22 protein-coding genes are annotated in these 26174 nt (G+C 60.5%); 7 read left to right on the forward strand and 15 right to left on the reverse strand.

What is annotated here, in order from left to right; all coding sequences use genetic code 11:
- Window positions 1-37 precede the first annotated feature (37 nt).
- Complete coding sequence (locus IVB48_RS33930; RefSeq protein WP_247407012.1) at window positions 38-1105, forward strand: transporter; 1068 nt, start codon at window positions 38-40, stop codon at window positions 1103-1105.
- 302 nt (window positions 1106-1407) lie between these two features.
- On the opposite strand, the gene IVB48_RS33935 is transcribed toward IVB48_RS33930, so the two are convergent.
- On the reverse strand, window positions 1408-1776 hold the full coding sequence (locus IVB48_RS33935) for a hypothetical protein (protein WP_247407014.1): 369 nt from the start codon (window positions 1774-1776) through the stop codon (window positions 1408-1410).
- A 394-nt stretch (window positions 1777-2170) separates the two neighbouring features.
- Here IVB48_RS33935 and IVB48_RS33940 point away from each other — a divergent pair, with 394 nt between their 5' ends.
- Complete coding sequence (locus IVB48_RS33940) at window positions 2171-5359, forward strand: ABC transporter substrate-binding protein (RefSeq protein WP_247407017.1); 3189 nt, start codon at window positions 2171-2173, stop codon at window positions 5357-5359.
- Between the two features lie 12 nt (window positions 5360-5371).
- On the opposite strand, the gene IVB48_RS33945 is transcribed toward IVB48_RS33940, so the two are convergent.
- The 3 genes from IVB48_RS33945 to IVB48_RS33955 form a co-directional block, all read right to left on the reverse strand.
- A complete protein-coding gene (locus tag IVB48_RS33945; RefSeq protein WP_247407020.1) occupies window positions 5372-6688 on the reverse strand; it encodes a TAXI family TRAP transporter solute-binding subunit in 1317 nt (438 codons plus the stop codon).
- Window positions 6689-6692: 4 nt separating this feature from the next.
- Window positions 6693-7265, reverse strand: a complete 573-nt coding sequence (locus tag IVB48_RS33950) for a DUF992 domain-containing protein (RefSeq protein ID WP_247407023.1) — start codon at window positions 7263-7265, stop codon at window positions 6693-6695.
- A 142-nt stretch (window positions 7266-7407) separates the two neighbouring features.
- Window positions 7408-8961 carry an MASE4 domain-containing protein gene (locus tag IVB48_RS33955; protein WP_247407026.1) on the reverse strand — a complete coding sequence of 518 codons (1554 nt, stop codon included), beginning with the start codon at window positions 8959-8961 and terminating at the stop codon, window positions 7408-7410.
- 269 nt (window positions 8962-9230) lie between these two features.
- On the opposite strand from IVB48_RS33955, the gene IVB48_RS33960 reads away from it, so the two are divergent.
- The 3 genes from IVB48_RS33960 (at window position 9231) to IVB48_RS33970 (ending at window position 13613) form a co-directional block, all read left to right on the forward strand.
- The gene (locus tag IVB48_RS33960) at window positions 9231-10622 is read left to right on the forward strand and encodes a DUF1254 domain-containing protein (RefSeq protein ID WP_247407029.1); all 1392 of its coding nucleotides are present in this window, start codon (window positions 9231-9233) and stop codon (window positions 10620-10622) included.
- Between the two features lie 94 nt (window positions 10623-10716).
- Window positions 10717-12162 carry a DUF1254 domain-containing protein gene (locus IVB48_RS33965; protein ID WP_247407033.1) on the forward strand — a complete coding sequence of 482 codons (1446 nt, stop codon included), beginning with the start codon at window positions 10717-10719 and terminating at the stop codon, window positions 12160-12162.
- A gap of 44 nt (window positions 12163-12206) precedes the next feature.
- Complete coding sequence (locus tag IVB48_RS33970; protein WP_247407036.1) at window positions 12207-13613, forward strand: DUF1254 domain-containing protein; 1407 nt, start codon at window positions 12207-12209, stop codon at window positions 13611-13613.
- A gap of 1131 nt (window positions 13614-14744) precedes the next feature.
- Here the strand turns inward: IVB48_RS33970 and IVB48_RS33975 are convergent.
- The 3 genes from IVB48_RS33975 to IVB48_RS33985 form a co-directional block, all read right to left on the reverse strand.
- Window positions 14745-15098, reverse strand: coding sequence for a response regulator (locus IVB48_RS33975; protein ID WP_247407039.1), 354 nt, complete (start codon window positions 15096-15098; stop codon window positions 14745-14747).
- Between the two features lie 183 nt (window positions 15099-15281).
- The gene (locus IVB48_RS33980; RefSeq protein ID WP_247407041.1) at window positions 15282-15638 is read right to left on the reverse strand and encodes an HdeA/HdeB family chaperone; all 357 of its coding nucleotides are present in this window, start codon (window positions 15636-15638) and stop codon (window positions 15282-15284) included.
- A 92-nt stretch (window positions 15639-15730) separates the two neighbouring features.
- Entirely contained in the window at window positions 15731-16381 is a 651-nt protein-coding gene (locus IVB48_RS33985) for a hypothetical protein (RefSeq protein WP_247407302.1), read from the reverse strand.
- Between the two features lie 591 nt (window positions 16382-16972).
- On the opposite strand from IVB48_RS33985, the gene IVB48_RS33990 reads away from it, so the two are divergent.
- Window positions 16973-17314 carry a DUF2721 domain-containing protein gene (locus IVB48_RS33990; protein WP_247407044.1) on the forward strand — a complete coding sequence of 114 codons (342 nt, stop codon included), beginning with the start codon at window positions 16973-16975 and terminating at the stop codon, window positions 17312-17314.
- Window positions 17315-17387: 73 nt separating this feature from the next.
- Here IVB48_RS33990 and IVB48_RS33995 read toward each other — a convergent pair whose 3' ends face one another.
- The 5 genes from IVB48_RS33995 to IVB48_RS34015 form a co-directional block, all read right to left on the reverse strand.
- On the reverse strand, window positions 17388-17714 hold the full coding sequence (locus tag IVB48_RS33995) for a hypothetical protein (protein WP_247407046.1): 327 nt from the start codon (window positions 17712-17714) through the stop codon (window positions 17388-17390).
- 2631 nt (window positions 17715-20345) lie between these two features.
- Window positions 20346-20825 (reverse strand): cyclic nucleotide-binding domain-containing protein, encoded by a 480-nt coding sequence (locus IVB48_RS34000; protein WP_027565724.1) that lies wholly within the window; start codon window positions 20823-20825, stop codon window positions 20346-20348.
- A 178-nt stretch (window positions 20826-21003) separates the two neighbouring features.
- Entirely contained in the window at window positions 21004-21624 is a 621-nt protein-coding gene (locus IVB48_RS34005; RefSeq protein WP_247407048.1) for a ferric reductase-like transmembrane domain-containing protein, read from the reverse strand.
- 11 nt (window positions 21625-21635) lie between these two features.
- Window positions 21636-22139, reverse strand: coding sequence for a Twin-arginine translocation pathway signal (locus IVB48_RS34010; RefSeq protein WP_247407049.1), 504 nt, complete (start codon window positions 22137-22139; stop codon window positions 21636-21638).
- Between the two features lie 134 nt (window positions 22140-22273).
- A complete protein-coding gene (locus IVB48_RS34015) occupies window positions 22274-22696 on the reverse strand; it encodes an MgtC/SapB family protein (protein ID WP_247285681.1) in 423 nt (140 codons plus the stop codon).
- Between the two features lie 235 nt (window positions 22697-22931).
- On the opposite strand from IVB48_RS34015, the gene IVB48_RS34020 reads away from it, so the two are divergent.
- Window positions 22932-23927 (forward strand): LLM class flavin-dependent oxidoreductase, encoded by a 996-nt coding sequence (locus tag IVB48_RS34020; protein WP_247407051.1) that lies wholly within the window; start codon window positions 22932-22934, stop codon window positions 23925-23927.
- A 133-nt stretch (window positions 23928-24060) separates the two neighbouring features.
- On the opposite strand, the gene IVB48_RS34025 is transcribed toward IVB48_RS34020, so the two are convergent.
- The 3 genes from IVB48_RS34025 to hpaH are packed head-to-tail and all read right to left on the reverse strand — an operon-like array spanning window position 24061 to window position 26171.
- Window positions 24061-24936: an amidohydrolase family protein gene (locus tag IVB48_RS34025; protein ID WP_247407053.1), complete on the reverse strand. Its 876-nt coding sequence runs from the start codon at window positions 24934-24936 to the stop codon at window positions 24061-24063.
- A gap of 13 nt (window positions 24937-24949) precedes the next feature.
- A complete protein-coding gene (locus IVB48_RS34030) occupies window positions 24950-25342 on the reverse strand; it encodes a RidA family protein (protein ID WP_247285675.1) in 393 nt (130 codons plus the stop codon).
- 25 nt (window positions 25343-25367) lie between these two features.
- Window positions 25368-26171, reverse strand: coding sequence for a 2-oxo-hept-4-ene-1,7-dioate hydratase (gene hpaH, locus IVB48_RS34035; RefSeq protein ID WP_247407055.1), 804 nt, complete (start codon window positions 26169-26171; stop codon window positions 25368-25370).
- Window positions 26172-26174 lie beyond the last annotated feature (3 nt).

Genomic DNA, 26174 nt, shown 5'->3' on the forward strand with positions numbered 1-26174 from the left:
AGGTTGAAGTGCCGATCTCGAGGAAGAGGGCAGACAGATGAAGTACCGCATATCCGAACGAAATCCCTGCCCTTGGCTCAAGCACGTCAGCCTGGCTTTGCTAATATTCGGATCCCTGCCCGGGGCGGCTTACGCCGACGAAGGCGGAGTATCCTACTGGCTTCCCGGTCGCTTCAGCAGCCTCGCAGCAACGCCCCAGGTGCCGGGCTGGTCGATGGCCGAGGTTTACTATCACACGTCCGTATCGGCGTTCGGCGCCGTTGCGGCGGCCAGGCAGATTCAGATCGGCAGAATTCCGGCAACCGTGAACGTCAGCCTGGACGCCCATCTGAATGCGCAGGCCGATCTGCTGCTGCTCAATCCCACCTACACGTTCGGAACACCGGTACTGGGCGGACAACTCGCCGTTGGAATAACCGGCATTTTCGGACGGTCGAGCGCCAGCATTGACGGGACCCTGACGGCGGCGCTTGGGCCGCTGTTCGCGACGCGCACCGGTGTCATTGGGGATTCGATCACTTCGGTCGGCGACCTTTATCCGCAGGCGACATTAAAGTGGAACGCCGGCGTGCACAATTTCATGACCTATGTGACGGGCGACATTCCCGTGGGCGCCTACGAGTCCACCCGTCTCGCCAATCTCGGCATCGGGCACGCAGCGATCGACGGCGGCGGCGGCTACACCTACTTCAATCCAGCGACGGGTCACGAGTTTTCCGCGGTCGCTGGCTTCACCTACAATTTCAAGAACCAGGATACCAATTATCAAAACGGCATCGATTTCCACGTCGACTGGGGCGCATCCCAGTTTCTGTCCAAGCAGGTCTTCGTCGGTCTCGTTGGGTATGCGTATCAACAGATCACCGATGATTTCGGTCAACACCCGATCCTGGGTGGTTTCCGATCGAGGGTGGTGGGTGTAGGCCCGCAGATCGGTTTCCTGTTTCCGGTCGGCGACATGCAAGGATATCTGAACCTGAAAGGCTATGGCGAATTCGCCGCCGAAAATCGGCCCGCGGGATGGAATACCTGGCTGACGTTCTCGATCTCGCCAATGGCACCCACCAGCACGGTGGCACCGACACGTCGAATAGTGACCAAGTAAAGACATCGTCGCGAGCAGGGACCGCCGTCGTCTCCGACAACGGTGGGTTCGCCTCGGTGCGGGTTAGGGCGTGTACGTCAAACCCGATCAGCCTGGGCGAAGCCTTGGCCGTGTCCGTTCGATCCTCAAGAGCGGACATGGCCAGTTCGCCGTAGGCAGTCGGCCAACTCACACCAGCGGTCATCAGTTAGTAGACGAGCGCTTGGCCACTTCCATGCTGGCCCGCTCTGGACGAGAGCCAAAGTTTGCCATGAATCAGGCGGCCCTTTGGGACCGCCTGATTTAGCCTCAGCGCAGACGACCTATTGGCAGAGATGCCGGAGACCGTCAGCACCCTTGAAATAGGTGCCGGGCCGGCAGACGATACCGTTGCGGGTAGCATACGCATTCCATTTGCCGTGCCAGCCCATCTCGCCGGACATGGCGTAGGAATTGCCCCAGCTGCCGACGGTAGCGTCCGCCGCCGCCGGCTGGCGATACGCCGTTCGCCGAGTTGATTGCCGATATCGATAGCCGCCGGTGGGGGTACCCCCGGTTCCAAGACCGGTGCAGCTGGCGAATTCAGCTTGGCATTCGTCCGGATTCGAGAGGGCCGCCTGCGACAGTGCAGCAGAGCTGGACAAGGCAGATGCCGCAATCACGACCGCGCCGAGAACTTTTAGGTTGATCATGGCTTGCTCCTTGCGCTTGAACTGTGGCGCAAAATGCCGCGCCCGGCAGTAGCCTATCGACCGGTTTGTGGGCCTGACTATGCAAATTCGGACAAGACCCGTGAAGATCCGTGAAGACGCCGTCTCTGCATTTCGCAGCGGCCGCTTGGCGCACCGTCGAGCAATAGCTTCATCGAGACTGGCGCAGCGAGAGCGAATTGTCCGATTTTGCATAGGCTGCCACTTCCCGCGTGGGTAGCCTTCCATGGCCAGCTGCGAAGGCATACTGCGTCACCACAACCTCGCTGCTCATAAAATACCCTCGATGAGGTCACATGCGACGAGGCGCGTTTATCAAGGCTTTTGGATTGTGACGGCAGCCTGGCCGCTCATCGCGCGTGTGCGGGAGCGCGGTATGCTGAGACGGCTGGCCTTCGCCGCCTGCCTTGCCCTTCTGTCATCGCATCCTGCCGCCGCACTCGAGCCGGTCTCTCTGCAACTCAAATGGAAGCATCAGTTCCAGTTTGCCGGCTACTACGCCGCGCTTGAGCAGGGCTTCTACCGGAACGCGGGCCTTGACGTCACCATCCGTGAGGGTGGTCCGGGGATCGATGTCGCCGAAGCGGTTGCCGGCGGCAAGGCGGATTTTGGCGTCTGCAGCGCCAGCGTCCTGCGCGAGTGGAGCGTGGGCCGTCGACTGGTCGTGCTGGCCACCATCTTCCAACGTTCCCCGGCCGTCATCCTGGTCGCACGCCGGACCGATATCAGCAATGTCTCGGAACTCCGCGGCCGCACGCTGATGGACACGCCGGGAAGCGACGAGATCGCCGCGATGTTGAAGCGCGAAGGAGTCGACTATCAAGCCCTGCCGCGCGTCGATCACGGGGGAGACCCGCGCGATCTCCTGGCCGGCCGGGCTGATGCGATGGTGGCATACAGCACCAGCGAGCCCTTTATCCTGGAGCAGCTAGGTGCAGCCTACCGCACCTTCGCGCCCGCGGCATCCGGAATCGATTTTTACGGCGACAGTTTGTGCACGTCCGAAGCGGAGGTGAAAACCCATCCAGACCGGGTCGCGGCGTTCAGGGCGGCCAGCGTGAAAGGCTGGGCCTATGCCTTCGCGCACAAAGAGGCGACGGTCGATTTGATCCTCAAGAGCTATTCGGGCAAAAAGAGCCGCGAGGCCCTGCTGTTTGAGGCGGAGCAGACGGAAACATTGGTCGGGCGCGATCCGGACCGGATCGGCGAGCAGGATCCCGCGCGTTGGCGCAGTATTGCCGCGACTTACAGGCAACTGGGACTGTTGACCGATGATACCCTCCCCCCCACCCTGATTTGGGACGGACATGACGGCAAACTGCGGCCCTGGCTGATTCCACTCATTCTGGTACCGCTCGGATTCCTGATTGCGGCGCTGCTCGCGTATCGAAGGGGCCTTACACTGCGGATCACGATGGCCTGGTTGGGCCCGCTTCCGCGATTTGCGGGGCGGCCGAGACTGAGCCTGATCATGTCGCTGCTGTTCATCGGCCTCAGCATTCCCGTTCTCGTTTTTATCCTGCTCTACAACTACCACAAGAACTCGGCCGGCATGGTGGCTATCCTGAACGACGCCGTTGCGCAGACCAGCCTGGCCGGCATCGAGCGCACCGAGAATTTGATCGAGAGCACGGAAAGCCCGCTGCGCTTTCTCGCCGAAGTCACGTCGGTCGATCCTGGATACTTCCGAACTGAGCAAAGCAACGACCTGCTGTATCGCTCGCTTACCTCGGCAGCACATATCGACGCTATCTACGTCAGCTTCGAGGATGGTTACCACCGGGTGGTCACCCGCATCGACGAGGACCGACGGCGTTCCGATCCTCGGATTCCTGCAAAGGCCAACTGGCACGCCAGCTACATCGATGCGATCACCTTTGCGTTCTCACGGGTCCGCCATCGCACATTCTACGACATATGGCCCCATCCAGTCGGTGCCTATAATGTTCCCACTGACGTCGATATTCGCTTCCTGGCCGGCTATCAGACCGCCAAAACGACCCGGACGCTCGCGGTGACCGAGCCCTCGATCAACCCGGACACCGGGTTCCCCATTCTGTTTTTGCGCGTTCCGATATTCCACGGGGTAGAGTTCGTCGGCTGCGCGACGGCCAACATCACGATAGACATTCTGTCGCGCTTTCTCGACAAGCATCGAGCCAGCGCGCGCAGCACGACGCTCATTGCGCATCGGAGCAACGGCAAGATCATCGCCTTCCCGGACAAGCAGAAGGGCGTTCGGGTCGAGAATGGAGCGCTCAAGATCGCAACCCTCGCTGACATCGACGATCCCGATGTGCGCGAAGCTCACCGCCAGCATGCCCGGACCGGAGCCAGCAGCTTTACCTTTCAGTCTCCGACGAATGGAGAGGATTTTATAGCGGCCTTCACCAATTTCCCGGGCGGCTTTGGTCAGCCTTGGCAGGTGATCACGTTGACGCCGATCGACGATTTCGTCGGCACTTTGAAGAAGACCAATCGGTTGATGATGGTCGTGATCATTGGTCTCACCGCGATCGAGTTGTTTTTCATTTTCTTCGCCTCTCGCCGGCTGTCGCGTCCCGTCGAAAGCGTGTCCGAGCAGTTGCAGGCGATTGAAAGCCTCGAATTCGATACGCCCGCCCGTCCGCCTTCGAACATCCAGGAGATCGCGACACTGGAAGCGGCGGCCTCGCTGCTGCGAACATCGCTGAAATCGTTCTCCTCCTTCGTTCCGCTCGATGTGGTCCGTCAGCTCGTTAAGTCGGGCATTCCATTGACCTTGGGCGTCGAACCGCGATACCTCACTGTTTTCTTTTCCGATCTGGAGAATTTTTCCAGCCACTCCGAAGCGCTGGCGCCTGCCGACCTTTTAGTCCAGATCTCAACCTATCTTGAGGAAGTATCGTCTGCGATCTCGGAAGAAGGCGGCACCGTCGACAAGTTCATCGGCGACGGCATCATGGCGTTCTGGAACGCTCCGGTTCAGCGTCCTGACCACGTTCTACGCGCTTGCGCCGCTGCCGTACGTGCGACCCGCCGTATGGAGCGCGTCAACAATGCCTGGGAGGCGGAAGGGCGACCGCGAATTGAGATCAGGATCGGGCTCAATTGCGCCAACGTCCTTGTTGGCAATGTCGGGTCTTCAACCCGGTTGAGCTACACCGCCCTGGGGGACGGCGTGAATGTTGCCGCCCGCCTTGAAGGGATCAACAAGCTGTTTGGCACCACCATCTGCATCAGCGACAGCATCTATGACCAGGCAAAGGCCGATATCCTCGCTCGGCCGCTGAAGCGGGTTCAGGTGAAGGGTCGAAAGACCCGATTCATGATCTATGAATTGCTCGCACTCCGCACGAGCGACGATCCGGACCTGAGGGCCCGCGATCGGGATGAGCAGCTCAGCGTGATGACTTGGCAAGCCTCGCAGCACTTCGAGGCGGATGACCTAGCAGCGGCGGAGCTCGCCTACGGCACTATTCTAGGTAGCTTTCCCGGCGATCCGGTTGCCGAGTTCATGCTCAACGAATGCGGAAAACGCGCGGCGATCGACCCTCCGGGTGGCGGTTTGAAGCAGGCGGGGTAGCCCCACGCCAGGCTAGGACTTGCGCAGCCGCGCCCGGCGGTGGCTCATCAAATGGTGGAGCCTTTGAGCTGCGAGGCTAACCGCACCCATCTCGGAGCCGTCGGCACCGTCACCCCTCGCGTTCTTCGTAAGCTCCGCCTTCAGAATGTCGTCGATCTTCTTTTCAGTTTCGTCGAGTTCAGGCTCCGTTTTAGCGTTCTTGATCTCATGGCGGAGTTCGTAGAGCGGTTCGAGCATGCTTTGCGCCTCGGCGTCTGAACCAGCAAAGCGCCAGGCTGCGATGATGATCGAGATCAAAGATCCGAGGAGCAACGAGCCATAATAGAGTTTGTCGTCGTATTTATCGAGAAAGCTTTGCTGGTTTCCGCCGTAGTAAGTTGCCGCGCCTGGATGGATCGGGATTAGCGCGTCGGGGTCGGTGCTGGGGGCGCCAGCCTGGGCCAGTATCGGATACTGCGACAGCAGATCCCGTCGGACATCGACCAAGGCCTGCGCCAGGTCAGTGATGGTGTCCGCGTCCACCGACTTGTTGGCGACCAGAAACAACGACACGCGCAGCGACGTCAGATCGTCTGAAGGAACTGGAGGGGCACCCCGCAGGGTCCCCTTTGGAATGTCGTAGCTTTCATAATACGGCGCGACATTGGGGATGGCGCCGGCGGCTTCAATCTCGATCAGCTTGGGCACGGCTGCCTTTGCAGCTGCGTTCTGGAAGAGCTGCCTCATCTTCGTGAGGTATTTCTCCGTCAACGGGACGACCGCAAGAAGCACGTGGACCTGTCCCGATGACAGCGCGGCCGCGCCGTCGGCGATGGCGACATCCTGAAAGCGGACCTTGGCGCGGTCGAACTGATAGACCTGCTTCAGGGCATCAACCATCTGCCGGTTGATGGCGCCGCCAATGACCCCGATCGTCGTGTCGCGCAGATCTCCCAGACTGTCGGCGCTGACCGTCGCTGGCGCCATGATCAGAACCACGCCGTGGGTCAGAAGCATGACGCTCCGTGCGTCCGCGAGCCCGCCGGTATCGCCCCGAACAATCGCAAGGTCGGCTTTGCCCGCAGCGAGTAGCTCGGCTGCCTTCGCTGATGTGCTGCTATCGTTGACTCTCAACCGGATGTGCGACTTCGACGCTGCCAGGCGCGCCGAGATTGCCGAGGTGAGCGCCAGCGCCTCGCCGTCAGCCGATCCTGCGGCCACTGTCAAGTAAATCGGCTTTGCGAAATGGCGATAGGTGAGCCAGCTGCCGCCTATGATGGCGGCGGTGGCGGCCCCGACGAGCAGCGCCCGGAGCCAACGAGGCCATAGATTGACCGCGACCTTTGTCATCCTATCAGGGCACGTAGGCCAGCGTCAGACCGGAAACACCGAGAGAAACGTTCAGGCCCGCCTGGCCTTCGACCGACAACGGCTGCAAGGCAATCGTCCGGTTTGACCCGCCGAACAACACGTTGGCCCCTACGCCGATACCGACCGAAATGTCGCCGCTTGCTCCCACATATTCACCCGCCAGCGCGCCCATCGGGGTCCCTCCGGTCGGCGCAAATACGCCCCAGGCCATCATCCCGCCGGCGCTGATCCCGAGCTCGATCCCGACCGTATTCATCACTCCGCTATAGCTCTGAGATGGAAACGGACCGTTTGGCGCAAAGCGGCAGCTCATCCGCTGACTTTCGGCGACGATCAAGCCGATGCTGGGTGCGAGATTGCAAGTCAGCATCCCCGCCTGCACGCCCGGCGGCGGCTGCTGCGAGAATGCCACCGCCGGGCCGATGAGCCAAAGTATCGTCACGCATGCCAATTTACGACGATTCATGATGATCGCTTTCTGCGGGCCTGGTCGGCTCATGGTCGGGAATATCGGGCCGATGCGGCGGCCTGCATCTATACGAACCTGATCAATCACCTGCCTATGCAAATTCGGACGTCGGGACCTGGAATTGGTTCAGTTTGCGAACCCGGCGATCAGAATTTCTGCGGCGGAAGGTGTTCGCTCGCGACTCGAGTGCCGCGGGAGCAGGTCGAAAGCTTGCAACTCAGTCGTCGGCTCACTCGGCTTGTGGCAGCGCAACGTGGAAGATGGCTCCATAGGGATGGTTGGCCGCTGCGCGGAGGTGCCCGTCATGGGCTTCGACGATTGATTTACAGATCGCTAGTCCAATCCCCGTGCCGGTGGATTTCGTCGAAAAGAACGGCTCGAAGATACGGTCCTTGTCTGCCGGAACTATGCCGGTGCCGGAATCTTCAACGGTGACTAGCACGCCCGAACGGTCCTTGATGAAATCCGACCTGATCCGCAACAGCCGAACCCGGTCCCTCACGGGGCGCATCGCCTCGATCGCGTTCATAAAGAGGTTCAGAAACACCTGCCGCAACTGAACTCGATCGGCTCGCAATTTCGGGAGAGCCTCCCGCAGTTCGGTCGAGACCGCTATTTTGTGCGACCGCAAATCGGCGTCGACGAGCTTGATGACCTCCCGAATAATGTCATTCACGTCGAAGTGCGATCTTTGGGGGATATCTCTCTTGAACATCGACCGGAGGCTTGCAATCACCATTGCTGCGCGCGCGCCGTCACTGACGATTGCCTCAAGCGCGGCGCGTGCTTCATCGATATTCGGTGGAGTCTGTGAGAGCAACGTCAGCGCAGCTTCGCCGTTGAAGCTCATTGCGCCAATTGGCTGATTGACCTCGTGAGCGATGGAAGCCGCCATCGTATCCATGGCAATCTGTCGTTCTTCGCTGTTGCTGCGCCGCCTCAACGTCGAATACACGAGGTTCGAATAGAGCATCATCGTCTCGGAAAGCAGTGCAAGCAGAACCGAAAACACCGCGACGAATGCGTAAAGCCGGCTGACATAAAACCCAAGGGTGAATCGGCCCGAGACAAACGCCGTGACCAAGGTTTCGGCCAGCCACGCGCAACACATCACGATGAGCCATAGATCCAGCACGGAACGCCGCCGAACCCACAGCAATACCAACGCCCCCGCGTTCAATGAGGCAATCAGCAAGCCAATGAGTGCGAGGACAGGCCGGTTTGCCTCACTGGTCCCGGCCATGATTCTTGGCAGGAATGTCTCCGCTCCAATGGCAATCCAGGTCAGTATGCATACGATCACGACGACGAACGCCGCGCTCCAGCCGATGTCAGCCGCCGGCGGGCGCTGGGACTTCGCTTCCCTGTAGTCCACGTCCTTGAGTAGCACATAGCCAATCACGGCCAGCGGTGCTCCCGCGTGCCAGAAATAGTAGAGCCAAGCCGTCGTTTGCAATCCAGCACCGAGAAGGCCGGCAGGCGTGAAGGCCCCGGGAAAGGTCAGCGCATGCGGGATGACAATCAGAGTGGTAAAAAGAAACCCATTCGCCAGCACCAGAAGAGAACGCCAGCGCAGGATCGAGAATTGAGAGAATAGCAGCGCCGCAGTGACGAGGTCGGTGAATACAATTGCTGTCTCGAACGCCGGAATGAAGGCGTCAACACGTGCCAGCTGAACGTTCGTGAACGGTATCGTGACGGCGAGTGCGACAATAAGACCCATGATGACGCTGAGCGCCAGTCGACTCTGCCCCTTTGACGGCGACAGGGTAGCCAGAAGCAATTGATGCTCCTCCGAGGGCTCGGGCAATACGGCTGTCCTTGTCAATCCACGGTAGCAAGGCACTTTACGCAAAAAGGGGCGGCCGACACCATTCTTTTCGGCTGCCATTGCTTGGAAAACGCGTCCCGATCTGAAAACGGGTCGTTTTTGCATAGTCGCCCGCCGCAAATCCGAGAAATATGCCATTCGCGTTCAAAGGACACTCTCGGTAGCCGGAGCGCGGGAGACCCGACATGAACATCTTAAGAAGTAGCGCATTCGCAGCGGTCATGACCGGTTCACTTTGCGCCATGACGCCGAGCGTCTCGTACGCGCAATGGCCTGATATCCGCGAGGCCAAGGCCATCGCCGAGGAAGGCTTCATCTACGGCCTTCCGATCGTGATGAACTACGCGGTCATGTACGAGTATGCCGTCGACAGGAACTCGGGGCAATTCAAGGCGCCGTTCAATCAGATCAAGAACGAAGCGCGCGTCTTCACCTACAGGGACACCTCGATCGTCACCCCGAACAGCGACACGCCGTACTCCTTCCTCTGGATGGATTTGCGTGCCGAGCCGATGGTGCTGTCAGTGCCAGCGGTGGAAAAGGGCCGCTACTACGCAGTGCAACTGGAGGACGGCAACACCTACAATTACGGCTATATCGGCTCCCGTTCCACCGGCGCCGAGCCGGGCGACTACATGGTGGTTGGCCCCGACTGGAACGGCGCAACGCCGCCCAGCATCAAGAAGGTGTTCCGGTCCACGACACAGTTCTCTGTGGCGGGCTATCGAACCCAGCTCTTCGGCCCTGACGATATGTCCAATGTCGAGAAGGTCCAGGCCGGGTACAAGGCGCAGCCGCTCTCAGGCTATCTGAAGGAATCGACGACCGCCGCCGCGCCCACGGTGGACTTCCCCAAAATCGACAAGGAATTGGTGAAGAAGAACTTCTTTGAGTATCTCGACTTTTCCCTGCAGTTCGCCCCGGCCACACCGGAGGAAACGGACATCCGGGCAAAGCTCGCGCGCATTGGCGTCGGCCCAGGCAAGAGCTTTAATTTTAGGGATCTTCCGATCGCGCACAAACTCGAGATCGGCCTCGGCATGAAAGACGGCGAGGAGAAGGTCGACAAGTACCTCGAGAGCGGCTTCAAGAATATCAACGGGTGGAAAGTCGGATCGATGTTCGGAGACCAGGCGTTCTTCAACGGCGACTGGTTGAAGCGAGCTGCCGGCGCCAAGGGCGGCATTTACGGCAATGACGCCGTCGAAGCCGTCTATCCAATGACCAAGGCGCTCGCCAACGGCGAAGTGCTCGACGCTTCCAAGCACAAATACACGGTCACCTTCGCCGCTGGACAATATCCGCCGGTCGAGGCGTTCTGGTCGGTGACAATGTATGACGGCAAGAGCCAGTTGCTGATCGAGAATCCGATCAACCGGTACCTGATCAACTCGCCGATGCTGTCAGGGATGAAGAAGAATGTGGACGGCTCTCTCACGCTGCACATCCAGAAGGAGTCACCAGGCGCCGACAGCCAAGCCAATTGGCTGCCGGCACCGAACGGCCCAATCTATCTGGTGATGCGGCTGTACTGGCCAAAGACCGAATTCCCGTCGATCCTGCCCGCGGGCAGTGGCACCTGGCAGCCGCCGGCAATCGTGGCGTCGCAGTAGCGTTTGCGGGAGGCTTCCGTGTTCAGCGCTGCCCCGACATCCGGGATCGAATTCAAGCTTGAGTCCAAGCGGTGAAGGCGGAGGAGTTGCTTACATGATCACGAAACGCGGTCTACTACGTTCCGCAGCGCTGGCTGCAATCACCGTCACGGCGGCGAAGGCCGTCCCGGCGAACGCGCAGGCCAAAGCAGGATGGCCCGATATCCGCGAAGCCAAGGCCATCGCCGAGGAAGGCTTCATCTACGGCCTGCCGATCGTGATGAACTATGCGGTGATGTATGAGTTCGCCGTGGACGCGAAAGGCAGCCAATTCAAGGCGCCGTTCAACCAGATCAAAAACCTGACGCATGTCGCAACATACAAGGACACCGCTGTCGTGACACCCAACAGCGACACGCCATACTCCATCTTGTGGTTTGATCTGCGCGCCGAGCCAATCGTTGTTTCGGTGCCAGCTGTCGAGAAGTCCCGCTATTACACGGTACAGCTTATCGACGGCAACACGTTCAATTACGGCTATATCGGCAGCCGCGCGACCGGCAGCGGCGCCGGAGATTATATGGTCGTTGGACCAGGCTGGCAGGGCACAAGCCCGCCCGGCATCAAGAAGGTGTTTCAGTCCTCGACCCAGTTTTCTTTCGCGGCCATTCGCACGCAGCTCTTCAATCCGGCAGACATGCCGAATGTTGAGAAGGTCCAGGGCGGTTACAAGGCACAATCGCTGTCGGCCTATCTCAAGCAACCGGCGCCGCCCGCGGCGCCTGTTATCGACTTTCCCAAGGCGGATGCGGAGCTCGTGAAAAAGAACTTCTTCGAGTATCTCGACTTCGCGCTCCAGTTTGCGCCAGCCGGGCCGGAAGAGCGCGACATTCGCGAAAAACTCACGCGCATCGGCGTCGGCGCGGGCAAGACCTTCGAATTCAGAGATCTTCCGCTGACGCATAAGCTTGAAGTCGGACTCGGGATGAAAGACGGCGAGGAGAAAGTCGAAAAGTACCTCGCGAGCGGCAGCAAGAACATCAACGGGTGGAAAGTCGGGTCGCTGTTCGGAGACCGGCTGTTCTATAGCGGTGATTGGCTGAAGCGGGCGGCAGCCGCAAAAGGCGGCATTTACGGCAATGACGCCGTGGAAGCCGTCTACCCGATGACAAAAACCCTTGCCAACGGCGAGGTGCTCGACGCTTCCAAGCATAACTACGCAGTCACTTTCCCGGAAGGACAATACCCGCCGGTCGAAGCGTTCTGGTCGGTGACGATGTACGATGGCAAGAGCCAGTTGCTGATCGAAAATCCAATCAACCGATACCTGATCAATTCGCCGATGCTGTCAGGCCTGAAGAAGAATCCGGACGGCTCTCTCACGCTGCATATCCAGAAAGACTCACCCGGCGCCGATAAGGAATCCAACTGGCTGCCGGCGCCGAACGGCGAAATGTACCTGGTGATGCGCCTATATTGGCCGAAGACCTCAGCTCCCTCGGTGCTGCCGGCCGGTGAGGGTTCATGGCAGCCACCAGCGATCGTGCGCACCGCCATCTAGCCAGAGCAGCAAGTCTGAAATAGCGAAATGAAAGGTCCAGAGTTATGAAGACCATCACACGGAGAGGCTTTGTGGGCGGAGTTGCTTTGCTCCCGGCACTCGATTTCGCGGCAGCCCACGCCCAAGCCGGCGTAAGTCCGGGGGAAGCCCGCGCTATCGCGAAGGAAGCTTATATCTATGGCTTCCCGATGGTGGACAACTACCGGGTCCAGCACGCTTATTGGGTGGATAAGGCGACCCCGGAATATAAGGGGCCCTGGAACGAAATCTGGAACAGCGCACGTCTCTACACGCCCGCTGACACGGCGATCCAGACACCCAACTCGGACACGCTTTACTCATTCATGGGCGCGGACCTGCGATCCGAACCTCTCGTACTCACCGTACCGTCGATGGAAAAAGAGCGCTATTTCAGCGTCCAGCTCATCGATTACTACACGTTCAACTTCGATTATATCGGTACACGCACTTCCGGCAACGGAGGCGGCAGATTCCTGCTCGCCGGCCCGGGATGGAAAGGCGAAATGCCCAAGGGCGTGGAGAAGGTGTTTCGCTGCGAGACCGAACTCGCGTTCCCCACCTATCGCACGCAGCTCTTTGACCCCAGCGACATCGAAAACGTGAAGAAGGTCCAGGCCGGCTATAAGGTGCAGCCACTGTCCGCGTTTCTCGGCCAGCCTGCACCCAAGACAGCCCCCGCCATTGATTTCATCAAGCCACTGACACCTGCAGAGGAGAAAACCTCGCCGCAGTTTTTCGAGATCCTGAACTTCATCCTGCAGTTCTGCCCGACGGTCTCTTCCGAGAAGGCACTCATGGAGCGCTTCGCCATGATCGGCGTCGGCGCGGGAAAGACCTTTGACGCGAGCAAGCTATCACCCGAGATGAAGACGGCCATCGAACAAGGCATGGCCGACGCCTGGGTTGCCTTCGCCGGCCTGAAGAAAGAGTTTGAGGAGGGGAGGTTGAACTCGGGCGAAGTCTTCGGCACGCGCGCGTACCTAAAAGGGGATTATCTCTACCGCATGGGCGCCGCCGTTCTTGGAATCTACGGCAATTCGAAGCAGGAGGCGCTATATCCGACTTACTATTTGGATGCGACGAAACAAAAGCTGGACGGTGCCAACCGTTACACGTTGCGCTTTGCGCCTGATCAATTGCCGCCCGTCAACGCATTCTGGTCGCTGACGATGTATGATGAGCCGCAGAGCCTGCTGGTGGCCAATCCGCTTAATCGATATCTGATCAATTCACCGATGCTGCCGCAGCTCAACCGCGATGCGGACGGCGGGCTGACGCTGATTATCCAGAACGAATCCCCGGGCAAGGACAAGGAAGCCAACTGGCTACCCGGACCAAAGGGGCCGTTCTCCATGATCATGCGCCTGTACTGGCCGAAAGAAGCAGCAACGGACGGCAAGTGGAAGCAGCCGCCATTGCAGCGGGTGTGATCCAGCGGAGCCCAACTTGATATCGCGAGAGAGCTATTCGATCGAGTTGTCGCTCGACGCTGTCCGGATTCGCGGCGTTCGCGGCGCTTCATGTCATGTCCACCCTGGCGCACACTTCCACGCGCATCTGCTGTCTGGAAGGATGCAACACCGAAACGCTGTCGTAACGTCCGTGGTCTCGTGACCACGCGAGGACCTCGCGATCTCGCACCGCCTGCCAGAGGATTGCCACCTTTGACAGCGATGGCACTCCATTCGGCGCCGAGCAGCTACCAGACCGTATCGCGTTCGACCCCGTCAGAGCGATCGCCACGCTGCTCCGGAGTTGAAGGACAAGGAGCAGTTTGTCTCAGGCTCAAGGGCGACCTCAAAGCGCACCCTCGCGGGGGGCGCGCCCTTTCGAGATCATGACGGCCAGGAGAACGATCGGAGCAGGACAATGCCCGCCGCATTTGCGCGCGCGGATACGGCTTGTCAGCGGTTGAAACAGTTTGCGCATCTGCTCGAGCCACAGCTTCTCGATCGGAGGGCTTCCATTACGATGAAGACCTTGGTCGTCTCCGGAACTACCTTAAGTATCTGTTCGAGAGTACTCAATACGTCGACAGAACCGAGACCATTGCATCGGTCGTCGATGCGTTGGAAGACATCTGCTGGGCGAGAGCCGCACAAGATAGGGATCGACGGAAAATCCGCTGACGGTTTTATTGAATGAACCGTGCCGCGGGGCCGCCGATGGTCACGATCGGGTTGAGTTTGCGCAGGGTAAACACCGCATTCAAATAGCTTACAAAAGCGTCTTCATTCGCGTCGGGGAAGCGCCCGGTCGACAGCGAGACGTCGAAGATGTCGATCGGATCCTTTGAAGCCTCAACTCTTCCGGAATATTTCGGGCGTAGTCGCCCAGGGCGAGAAATCGCGGCCGACTGAATGGAGAATGATCACTCGCTTTGGCTGCGAGAAAGCCGCACCGGTCAGCGCCAGGAGCAGGACGATCGATTTGAATAATACGAGTTGTCATGCGACAAGCGGTGGTGATTAAAAAGGAAGCTCACAATTGGCTTCGAACCGATCCTACACGATTTTGCACACTGCCGCTGGCTGCAATCGTTGAAAGTTTCGATTCAGTTCTCAGGGAATCCTGCCGATCGCATCGATCAGTAGTTTTGACAGAAACGGCTTCTTCAAATAGGCAATGCAGCCCCCGTCGAATGCCGCCTGCCGGGTCTCCTTGCTATCGATCGCCGTCATCATAATGACGGGCAAATCCCTGCCTGATGCGATCAACTGCCGTTGCAGATCTAGGCCCGAGATGCCGCCAAGGTGGATATCCAGCAGCAAGCAATCCGCCTCGCACTCGGCGTGGGCCTCCAAAAACAACTCCGCTGATGCAAAAGTCCAGACACGGAACCCATGGGCCGATAATAGGCGGTCCAGACCTTGTAGGATACTCGGATTGTCGTCGACGACAGCTATGGTGCGCATGGCGAAAAAACGATCATCGGGTGTTTGTGGTCATCGTCGCGGTAAGGAACGTAATTCGCAGTCACTGATCGCGATCAGAATAGATTCTAATGCCGACGCGGAAGCCATCTGCATCCGCCTTCCCGGAGGGCGCTATGCACAATGCTGCCTCGGCGCAGGGCGGCCAAGATCATTGTGAAACCGCTAGGGCCGCATTTCGATCCCTAGCCTCGCCCGCATGTCCTTGAACACGACGGCCACCGCCTCGATGATCAATTCACCAGGATTTGCTCTGCAATAAACGATGATCTCGTGCTCGGCCTCTTTAGATTTGAGGATATCCATATAGTGCTTGCGAGCAAGTCCATTGTACCACCCGCTGTACCAGGCTGTCAGCCGGTCGGCGTCACCTTGCCAAGTCCCGGCCAACTGAGCGCATGTAAGCTTCTGTACGTTCAGGAAGCCGTTTGCGTCGGCATAAGTGCTGAGATCGACCTGGGCGCGGGCAACTGGAATCCCGGTCGCAGATAGTAACGTTGCGAAGATCAAGGCCCTGTACATCTTTTGCTCCACTAGAACTTCCTGCTGAGGCTCGTCGCCTGGTCGCCGCATCGAGACTGGGGAGGTCTGCATCTCCTCAGCCTCCACTCTTCTCAGTAACACGGCGGATAGGGGTAGTAGCCGCACACAGGCCGCGCGTACGCATATGGCGCGACGTAAGGCGCAGCATAGGCAGCGGCACCAACGGCGCCGGCATACATCGCGCCCCGGAAAGCCGAACGCCGCGCGACGCCGGCAAACGACATCGGCGTGAACGGCCGGCCGATGATGTCAATGAAGAGCGCTGCCCCGCCGTCCGCGCCGGCAATGTCCCCTTCGAGGGTCTGAACGGTAAACGTCAGCTTGTCGCCCTCGAGCTTTGGGTTCTTCAGCACCACGACCGCGTCCTTCACGGTGCCGTCCTTGCCGAACACGGACAAGGTCGCGTTCGGCGGATTCTTGCTAAAGCTATCGTCGCCCGATCCCCATTCCGCGATGACGTCGGCCGTGGGCTGATGGCCGGCGGATCGCACCGGGCGATCGGCAAATATGATAGAGCTCGGGGCAATGCCCGTCAGTACCAGCGTCTCACCCTGCAACGTCGCCGCGCGGGAATTGAGCACGAACAGCGAGGGCACCATCTCAGGTTTGGCTGCGGCGGAAGGCGCACCAATCGTTTTCAACGCGGACGGCGCCTGTGCAGTCTGGGCGCCAGCCGTCGCCATGCTGCCCAGCAGCGCCATCACCGCGAGCAATCCCGTCATCTGAACAAATCTTGCAATCATCATCCCTACTTCTCCTGCCGGCATTCGGGGCATCGCTAATGTCGTCAGCGATCGCTCCCGCAAACCAGCACTATGAGTGCGCGGTGAAGCAGCGGCTATGCAAAATCGAACCGACCGGAAAACTTAAAGTCAATTGCCTCACCGCCGCACGACACGTGAATCCGCACGGCTTGTGAGCCTATCGGCAGCTTCGGCATGCCGCGGCATGCGAATGTCCGGCCCGCGGGCGGGTGCGTGGCGGACGCAAACGCGGGAGCAAGCGGCAAGGCTCACTAAGCGGACGAAATGGTAGCTGAGCATCGTGGATCACTCCCCGCGATGCTCACAGCGTTGGCCAGATGACCCCACTCGGGCCAATGTTCGCGAGTAGCTCTACGAGGCGGCCTAGTCACCCGCCTATCCGATATCGGACCATGATCGACGCGCGCTCCTGATTACTTGCAGAGCCATCTAAGGCTCAATGCACGGGACCGATTTTGCATAGTCGACCCGGAGATGGTGCCTTAGTGACGGGGAATAAGTCGGGAGGCCTATTCGCCCGGGCCTGTCCATGAACGGGTTGTCCGCTAAATGTTGACAGATACCCCTTCGGTAACCCAGCTATCTCATGTCATATCACAGTCAGCGGCCCCGGCCTTCCTGCTGGGCGCACTGGGGGCTTTCATCGCTATCCTGATCTCCCGCCTGAACCGGATCGTTGACCGGACGGCAATCAACGGGATCCCCGATGACGATACACTGCGATCCCGGCTCGGCGGATCTGCCACGTCTGATCAGCGCGCGGCGATGATGAATCGGGCGATCTTCTGGGCCGTGATCGCAAGTATCTCGGTGACGCTGCTCGTGATCGTCGCTTTGTTACGGCATTCCTTCAGATACAGCACGAACGCGGCGTCGCTATCTTCTTCATAATTTCGCTCGGCGCGTTCACAATCGCGCTAATCGATTTTGCCCGTGAAGTCCGGATTGCGCTGAGCGAATATGATCACTTCGGCTGAGGTTGCTGTCGCAGCCACTGCCCCATTTGGAGGCAAGTTAGCAAGCTGACGTAACTCGGCGTCCCACCGATGCTCTCTTGCGGCACACAGCTTGCTCGGCTCGAGGCAGAGAATTTCGTCCACCCGCTGGCGAGCTGTTGCTGAGCTTTCTGTTCGTCACTGATGCAGTTCTTTAGCGGCTGGCCGACGGAGAGTCCGGCGGCGGCAGCGATATCAAGCTTGCAGCTCCGCGCGACATCGAATTTCGGCACAGTGTCTGCTACTGGCATGACCAGCTGCGAGCCAAGCACGATCATTGAAATCGACATGGGCATTTCTTCCCTCCTGGTGCTTGGTCCAACGGCCACGATGAGGCCGGCCGCCATAATGGTCATCGAAGCATGGCCTCGTCTATGCAAATACGGCCGTAGCAGGATGTGTGCCTCGTCCATTCGAGCGGGCAGTCGCTCAAATCAGCGCCTCGGCCTTTTTTGCATAGCCGACGCAGAGGAGTTCGTTAAGCTCCCAACATCGTAGTCCCACTTCGCAACCGGGCTGGATCGACGACGCGCAAAGAGCCCGGCGTGACACCAAGAAGGCAGGCATTCTGTTTCGGGGCGCTCACCATTGGGTTCAAGCACCTACGTTGCGCCCCTGCCCGACAGAACGTCTCGAAGGTCGCCGGAACTTCCGTTCGGACTCGGGTGGCAGGTCGATGCCACTCCTCGCGGCTCCTGCTAAGCGCAGACTCTACCGAGAATAGCTGTATAAGCTGCACGGCAAAATGCTGCTTGCGGATGAAAAGCGTGCAATTGTGGGATCGATCAATCTTACACCCGGCAGTTTCGATGCAAGACGTGAATGCGACCCCCGTCAGGACAGCGAGGCCGTATAGTTGGGCGAGCGAAGTAAGCCGGCGGCTTGCCCATCCTGAGCTTGAAAGCGAGCGTGACGGCTCCGAATACTCCCATTTGCTTGCCAAGGAACAGAACGGCGATACGCCAAGGGGTTGGCGAGCTCAGGGTGGAAAGCGAAATGCCCCAAGCTGCACACCCGCATTGGCAAACGTAGAGATCGGTACGATAGCTTACTGACCCACGGCTTGAGCACGTGCTCAACTCGCTCCAGCGGCTCTCGGCTCCGTCGCGGACGAGAAGCATGTCGACAGCGTCTCCGGCAAGCGTCGCGTGTACCCCTGACTTCAAGACGCAGATTCGCGTGGACACCCCGCGCTACGGCATAGATCGAGGGCTTCCGGATATTGGAAAAATCAATGCACGGCCGGCCCGAACGCGCCTAGCATGAGGACGACCGCTGACAGCTCATCCTACGGCGATGGCGCTGACGATGATCGCCATCAGATCCGTCAATGATGGCCATGGCCAGCAGAAACGCCTTCGGCGATGCGGGGGACAGCACGGCTCACGCCCTTGGAAGGGCCGGCCAGTGCGGAGTCTGCCTGGCCAGCTCGCGCCGAGTGTGGTATCAAAACTGGGCGAGGCGCCTCTCAAGAGTGCCACACAAAAATTTTCGCTGGACCGAAAAGTTCAATGAAATCAGTAGCTGCCAGGGCAATCGACTCAGTTCAATCCTGTCTGGCAGCACCATTCCCTGGGTCAAATCACGCACAGATCAGCATTCTCGCGGCTCAAAGCGCCCGAGTTTTGCTTCTCCGTACCCCTCCTCCGTGGAGAGGGCGCAGGTAAGACCGGGTGCCGGCTGGCACCCGCGGTCCGCTGCGCGAAGGTGTAGCGCAAAGAGACCGCACAGCAGCATACAGGTGACGCCGAACACTCGGCCTTCCCTGCACAGTGGGTTGACGGCTTATGCCGCGCTCTCCCCGGCGACGAGTTCCTTTTTGTCACCGTCGCCTTGCGAATTGACGATGGACAAAGACCCGGTTGAGCCCCGATCCATCTCCGCAAGGCTTGACCGTAGCAACGACGGCCAGGACCACACGATTTTGCCGTACGCAGCGATCCGGCTTCGCCAAGAGGCTTCGCCGGACACGTCCTGCTTCGCCCAAAAGGGCTTCGCAGGGCGTTGGCGCCGGTCGTCCGCACGCTAGACAAGACCTCACGAGGTTCATCTCGCCCTGGTCCCGTCTTCGTGCCCGACGCTGCCGCGTCCACCACCCCCCGAGCCACGTTCGTTACGACGGACGACCGCCCCTCTCCCTGGACCGGGATGGCGGATTTGATACTGCGATTCCGAATTTCGGTAAAGCGGAATATTTTTATGGAGGAGGGTTGACGGGGTTTTATGGGAAGCGGGTGTGTTGCCCGACGGGTCGCCCTTGGCTGCGCGTACTCCTTTCGCCATTATCGGTGGATTCAAGACGCAATCCTGGGACAGGAATTTCTCAGCGCACTGCGAGCAACAAAAATTCGACAATCTGGAATAGTCGAAATGGCGTGGGAAAAGATCGTCAAGCGAATTGGGGTGGGTTGTTGCCCAGAATGTCAAAGCCCTGGCTTTGACTATCAAGGAGGCGCAAATCCTCACGACGACGAAAGAGCCGCGGTTCTATGTCCGAACTGTGGATGGAAAGGGATGCTTGGCCAAATGCGAATCATCCCGGAGCCGGGCACAAAATGGGGCATCGCAAAAAATGAGTGACGTGAAACGGACGTCCTCGCCCTGCTCGCGCGATTGGTGGGCTTCACGCTTGGCGGAGCCGTTCTCGGATTCGCGGCTATGCTGATCGGGACCTCGTTTCTAGGTGGCGTACAGGGAGGCATTTCACAGCGATTGGACGCTCGTTGTGCTCCTTGGAATCCTCGTTGGGTGGAGTTGCAGGGGCCAAAGGCGCCACCCGCCTCGTCAAGTCCTGGCGCAGCTAAGGAATTGTTCGGTGGCCAAGCATGCTTGATCGCAAACTCGTAGGATGGGTAGAGCGAAGCGAAACCCATCGAAGTATCGTGCGGTGGCGAAACATGATGGGTTTCGCAAGTGCTCTACCCATCCTACGCACTGTCCTCACCCAATTTCTGTCCGGTGAAGCGATCGTCGGAACGGCGAAGCCGCCGGCAGAGTTCGCGATTGATGTTCTGCAGGACGATCACATAGGCGTGGATGTCCGCCTTGTAGCAGGCGTAGAGCTTCTGGGCGGTCAGCTCGTAGAGCACGGTCGGACTTTCCGCGATCACCGTGGCAGAACGATTCTGCATTTCGATCAGCGTCATTTCACCGAAGAAATCGCCGGGCTCCAGAACTGAAATCGGAATGATGCTCCCAGAATTCGCCCGCTTGCTGACCGCAAGGCGACCGGATTTGACGATGAACAGCGAGCGTCCAGGCTCGCCCTCCGTCACGACGGTTGCTCCGGTATCAAATCGGCACTCGACCAGCATCGACATCAGGAGGTCGAGACTTTGATCCGGAATACCGCCGAAGAACGGTGTGGCGAGCAGGAATGCCTTCACGTCGGGGACACTGACGGCCATCTCGTGAGGATAATCTTCATGGCCATCTGCGGCAAGCAGAGCAGATCGGCGCTGACGATGCTCAACGTGTTGGAACAAGGCGGTCGGCGAAATTTCGTAGGATGGGTAGAGAACTTGCGAAACCCATCATGCTTCCGCCTAGACCAAGTGCGATGGGTTTCGCTTCGCTCTACCCATCCTACGCACTCTCGCCGCGCAACGTTCGCCTTCTCCAGAGGTCAACCAGCACCTTGACGGTCGCCGCAAGCACAGCTGCGCACAGCGCCGCCTTCGAGATCGTCTCCATCGTTCCCTCGATCAGCAGGCAATGGGCCACGCTGCCTGCGACGATGACGACCGCGAGGGGAAGATGGACGATGCGCCAGGTGCGCAGCCGCAATCCCAAGCGCCGCCGGAGCAGCGCCAGAAGCGCGACGGTGAAGATGGCCCACATGGCGGTCACGCCGAAGGGGGAGAACGGCGTCGGTGACGTATAGGTCAGGGCGTCGATCATGTCGGGCGGGCTGGTGATCCAGAGGCCGGCGACATGGATCACCATTGCCAGAGCGAGCGCGCCGCCGATCCAGTGATGGGCGCGCCGGCCGCGATAGGCCGACAGTCCCGGCAGGTATCCGCCGATCAGCAGAGGCTGAACGAGCACAAGACCGAGCGCGATGATCCCCGCGAAGCCGGCAAGGATGTAGACCGGGCCGCGCCATGCGAGCTGTTCGCTTCCCGCAGCGAGCGCAATCGGCACCCCAATGGCCAAGGCAAGGGCGACCCAGATCAGGGGCGCTCTTGCCGATCTCCGCCCCTTCATCTCCAATGCGATCAGGCCGGCTGCAGGACGAAGTGCGCCTCGAGGCTGGTTTCCTTTGCGCTCCGCATGATCGGTCGCAGGAAGACCGTCTTGAACTCACCGCTGTCATAGGCGAGGTGGCCATGCGGCTGGCCGAAGATCGGAATGATCTGCGGCATCTCGAGCCGGAACTTGCCGTCCTTGTCGGTGAGCGTGGCGCCGTGACTCTGCGGCTCGTGCTCCTGCCCTTCGGTGGTGTGCGCCCAGATCTGGATGCGCTGGCCTGCGAGCGGCGCCCCGTCGCCGGCGCGGCGCACGGTGCCGCTCATCCAGAAACCACCCTTGCCGATCCGCTCCACGATCGCCGCGCCCTTGCGGTAGTTGTTCGCGCCGCCAGACATTGTCTCGGTCGGTGCAAGGCCGTCCGCGCGGGCAGGCAACAGCAGGCCGGGAACGCCGGTTGCCAAAAGCCCGGTTGCGAGGATCGAGCCGCCCGCGGCGAGGAGGCTCCGGCGATTGAGTACGACCGTGGTCATGTCGGTTCCTCCTGGCGAGCGTCCAATGGCTCAGTGAGTGTACAACAACAGGGGCCAGACGCCCAGTTGGGCCGGGGGACGCAACGGGTCGCGATGACGGTGTTGTGAACGGGCGCAGGCCGCCCGCACCTGCATCAGTGATCGTCGTCTTCCTTGACCAGCGTCAACAAGCGAAGCGTCAGGAACGTGAACACCGCGACAGTCACCGCGACATCAAAGGCGCCGAGCCCGACGGAGACGCCGATGGCGCCGGTGGCCCAGAGGCTCGCGGCCGTCGCGGTGCCCTGCACCGAATTCCCCTGCTTGAGAATCGCGCCACCGCCGATGAAGCCGATGCCGGTGATGAGGCCCTCGATCACTTTTGCCATCCCGTCAGGCGAATGCACGAGCAGGCTTTCGCTGGCCTGCACGAAGCCGCAGCTTGCCATTGCGACCAGCGGAAAGGTGCGCAAGCCCGCGCTTCGAGCCCGCTTCTCACGGTCCCAGCCAATGGGAACGGCGAGCGCGAAGGCCGCAGCCAGCGCGACGACATGAACGCCGATGTTGAATCTGTCCAAAGAAAGCCCCCGAAATGAAAATCGTAGCCATTGATCAAACCGGCCGGCAACGCCGCAATGCGGCCCGCGGTTTCCATGCAGGCGAATTTGCCGCATGCCTCAGCGCAGCGATGGCTTCGCCTCCACGCAATGGAGTCGCCGGCGCAGCACCATGATCGTTTCGGCTGGTATTCCCGGGGCCGGCTCCTACATGTCGAGTCCACGTTTCCATCGCATGCTCCATCCGGACCCGCCCATGATCCCCTTCTCCGTGCTCGACCTCGCCCCCATCCCACAGGGCGGCGACGCATCACAAGCGTTCCGTAACTCGCTCGATCTCGCGCAGCATTCGGAAGCTTGGGGCTACAAGCGCTTTTGGCTGGCCGAGCATCACAACATGACGGGCATCGCGAGTGCGGCGACGTCGGTGGTGATCGGGCATGTCGCGGGCGGCACCAAGACGATCCGGGTCGGATCCGGGGGGATCATGCTGCCGAACCATTCGCCGCTGGTCATCGCCGAGCAGTTCGGCACGCTGGCCTCGCTCTATCCCGGACGGATCGATCTCGGGCTCGGCCGGGCGCCCGGCACCGACCAGTTCACCGCGCGGGCGCTGCGGCGCGATCTCGCCACCAGCTCCGAGAATTTTCCGCAGGACGTGCTGGAGCTGCAGGCTTTGCTCGGCGACGTGCAACCGAACCAGACCATCCGCGCCGTACCGGGTATGGGGACGAAGGTGCCGCTGTGGATCCTGGGCTCCAGCACTTTTGGCGCGCAGCTCGCAGGCATGCTCGGGCTGCCGTTCGCGTTCGCTTCACACTTCGCGCCGCAGATGATGATGCCGGCGCTGCGGGAGTATCGCGCGCGGTTCGAGCCCTCGGCACAGCTCGACAAGCCCTACGCGATGGTTGGCGTCAACGTGTTTGCCGCCGACAGCGAGGCGGACGCGCAGAGGATGTTCTCATCGCTGCAGCAGCAGTTCATCAATCTGCGCCGCGGCACGCCCGGCCCGCTGCCGCCGCCGGTCGACGACATGGACGCGCTGTGGTCGCCGGCCGAAAAGGCGATGGTTGGCCAGTCCCTGTCGTGCTCGGTGGTCGGCTCGCCTGAAGTGATCGAACAGAAGCTGAAGGCGCTGATCGCTGAGACAAGCGCTGACGAATTGATGACCACGGGGCAGATCTACGACCACGCCGCGCGGCTGCGCTCGTTCGAGATTGCAGCTGGGGTAAGGGATCGGCTGGCGGTGTGAGCGCAGAGTCTCGCGCGGTCGACTTGGCAATGGCGCGTCCGTCATTGCGAGCACAGCGAAGCAATCCAGGGTGCTTCTGCGGAAGCAAGTCTGGATTGCTTCGTCGCTTCGCTCCTCGCAATGACGGGTCGCCCTAATCCGGAAAGCCGAACAGCCTTGCCGGATTGTGCACCAATATCTTCTCCAGCTCCGCCTGGTCGGGCGCGTAGCGATACATCAGCTCGAGCAGATCGGCGTCGTTGGGCGGCTGCTTCACCGAGACCGGATGCGGCCAGTCGCTGGCCCAGACGCAGCGGTCGACGGCCGCCTCGATATAGGCGCGCGCGATCGGGATGACGTCGTCGTAGGGCGGCCCAAGCTTCGAGGTCTTCTCGCCGAGCGACAGCATCACCCAGAAATTGCCCTTGGCGAGCAGCTCCAGCATCTTGCGCAGGTTCGGATCGTTTCTGCCGGCTTCCGGATCGGGCCGTGCCATGTGGTCGATCAGCACGGGCACGTCGAGATTCTCGTATTTGGCGACGCTCGACATGATGCCGTCCTTCTCGGGCTGGATCTTGACGTACCAGCCGAGCTCGCGGATGCGCGCGATCGCGCGGGCGAAATCGGCATCCGACAGCACGGCGCCGAGCTCCTGGCGGAAGCTGAAGCGCGCGCCGCGGACCCCAGCATCATGCAGCTTGGCGAGATATGCGTCGTTCGCCTCCGCGAACACCAGCGCGTTGGCGCAGCCGCGATAGTTCGGGCCCATCGCGGCGAGACCGTCGAGCACGACGGCATGGTCGGCGCCATAGGTGGTGGTCTGCACGATGACGCCGCGCTCGATGCCGAGCGTCTTGTGCACGCGCAGCACCGCTTCCCAGGTCGCGGTCGGCATCCGATAGGCCGCACCGGGTCGTTCCGGATATTTGTCGACGGGGCCGAGCACGTGAAACTGGCTGTCGACGGTTTTGGGCGGCGGCGCCTTGACCGGGCGGCGCGGGTTCGGGTCGAACGGCAGATAGGTCGGCATACGCGAAACTCCCTCAGTCGATCATTGCGGTGAAGTCACACTGCACCAGCGCGCCGCCATCCATGTTGTCCATCGGCAGCGCGTGGCGCGCCGGGCGTGAATGCTCGTCCGGAAACATCTTCAGCCATTCGACATTCACGGGCCCGCGCTGCGTACGGTCTTTCAGCCACACCGTCATCTTGATGATGTCGTCCGTGGTGCCGCCGGCGGCCTCGACCGTCGCCTTCATATGCGCGAACATGTTGGCGCATTGCGCCTCCAGGCTCTCGGGCATTGCGCCAGCCGCATCGCGGCCGAGGATGACGCCCGACATCACGAGATTGCCGATGCGGCAGGCGTTCGGAATCGGGTTGGCGTGCTTGAAGCCGCCGATATGGATGCTCTTGCGCCGCGTGTGACCGGTCATGATGCGCTCCCTCTTGCTTATTGGTTCAGACGAACTGGCACGACACCGAGCCGAACGCGCCATAATCGGCATGAAAAGTGTCGCCGCGGCGGATGTCGACTGGACGCGTGAATGATCCCGCCAGCACCACCTCGCCGGCGGCGAGATGCTCGTCATGCGGCGCGAGGCGGTTGGCGAGCCAGGCGATGCCGTTGGCGGGATGGTTGAGCACGCCGGCGGCAAGGCCGGTTTCCTCGACCTCGCCGTTGCGGAACAGCAGCGCGCCGATCCAGCGCATGTCCGCATCCATCGGACGGAACGGCCGGCCGCCAAGCACCAGCGCGGCGTTCGCCGCGTTGTCCGAGATCGTGTCCATGACTTTTCGCGCCTTGCCGGTCTGGGGATCGACGCGGTGCATACGCGTCTCCAGGATCTCCAGTGCGGGCGTGACGTAGTCGGTGGCGTTGAGCACGTCGAAGATGGTGCAATCGGGCCCGCGCAGCGGCGCCTTCAGCACGAAGGCGAGCTCCACTTCGATTCGCGGCGCGTGAAAGCGGTCGAACGGAATGGGCGTGGCATCGGCATAGAACATGTCGGCGAACAGCACGCCGTAGTCAGGTTCAGAAATGCCGACCGCATTCTGCATCGCCTTCGACGTCAGGCCGATCTTGTGGCCCTTGATGACCCGGCCGCGTCCGAGCTGGAGTTTTGTCCAGGCGCGCTGAATGGCATAGGCATCCTCGATGCTGAAATCGGGATAGTCTTTGGTGAACATCGTGATCAGCGTCTTGGTGCGCTCGGCCTCGTCGAGGCGCGCGGCAAGGCGTTCGATCGTGGCAGTATCCAGCATGGC

The sequence above is a fragment of the Bradyrhizobium sp. 76 genome, assembly GCF_023073025.1.
In the GTDB taxonomy this organism is placed as follows: Bacteria; Pseudomonadota; Alphaproteobacteria; order Rhizobiales; family Xanthobacteraceae; genus Bradyrhizobium.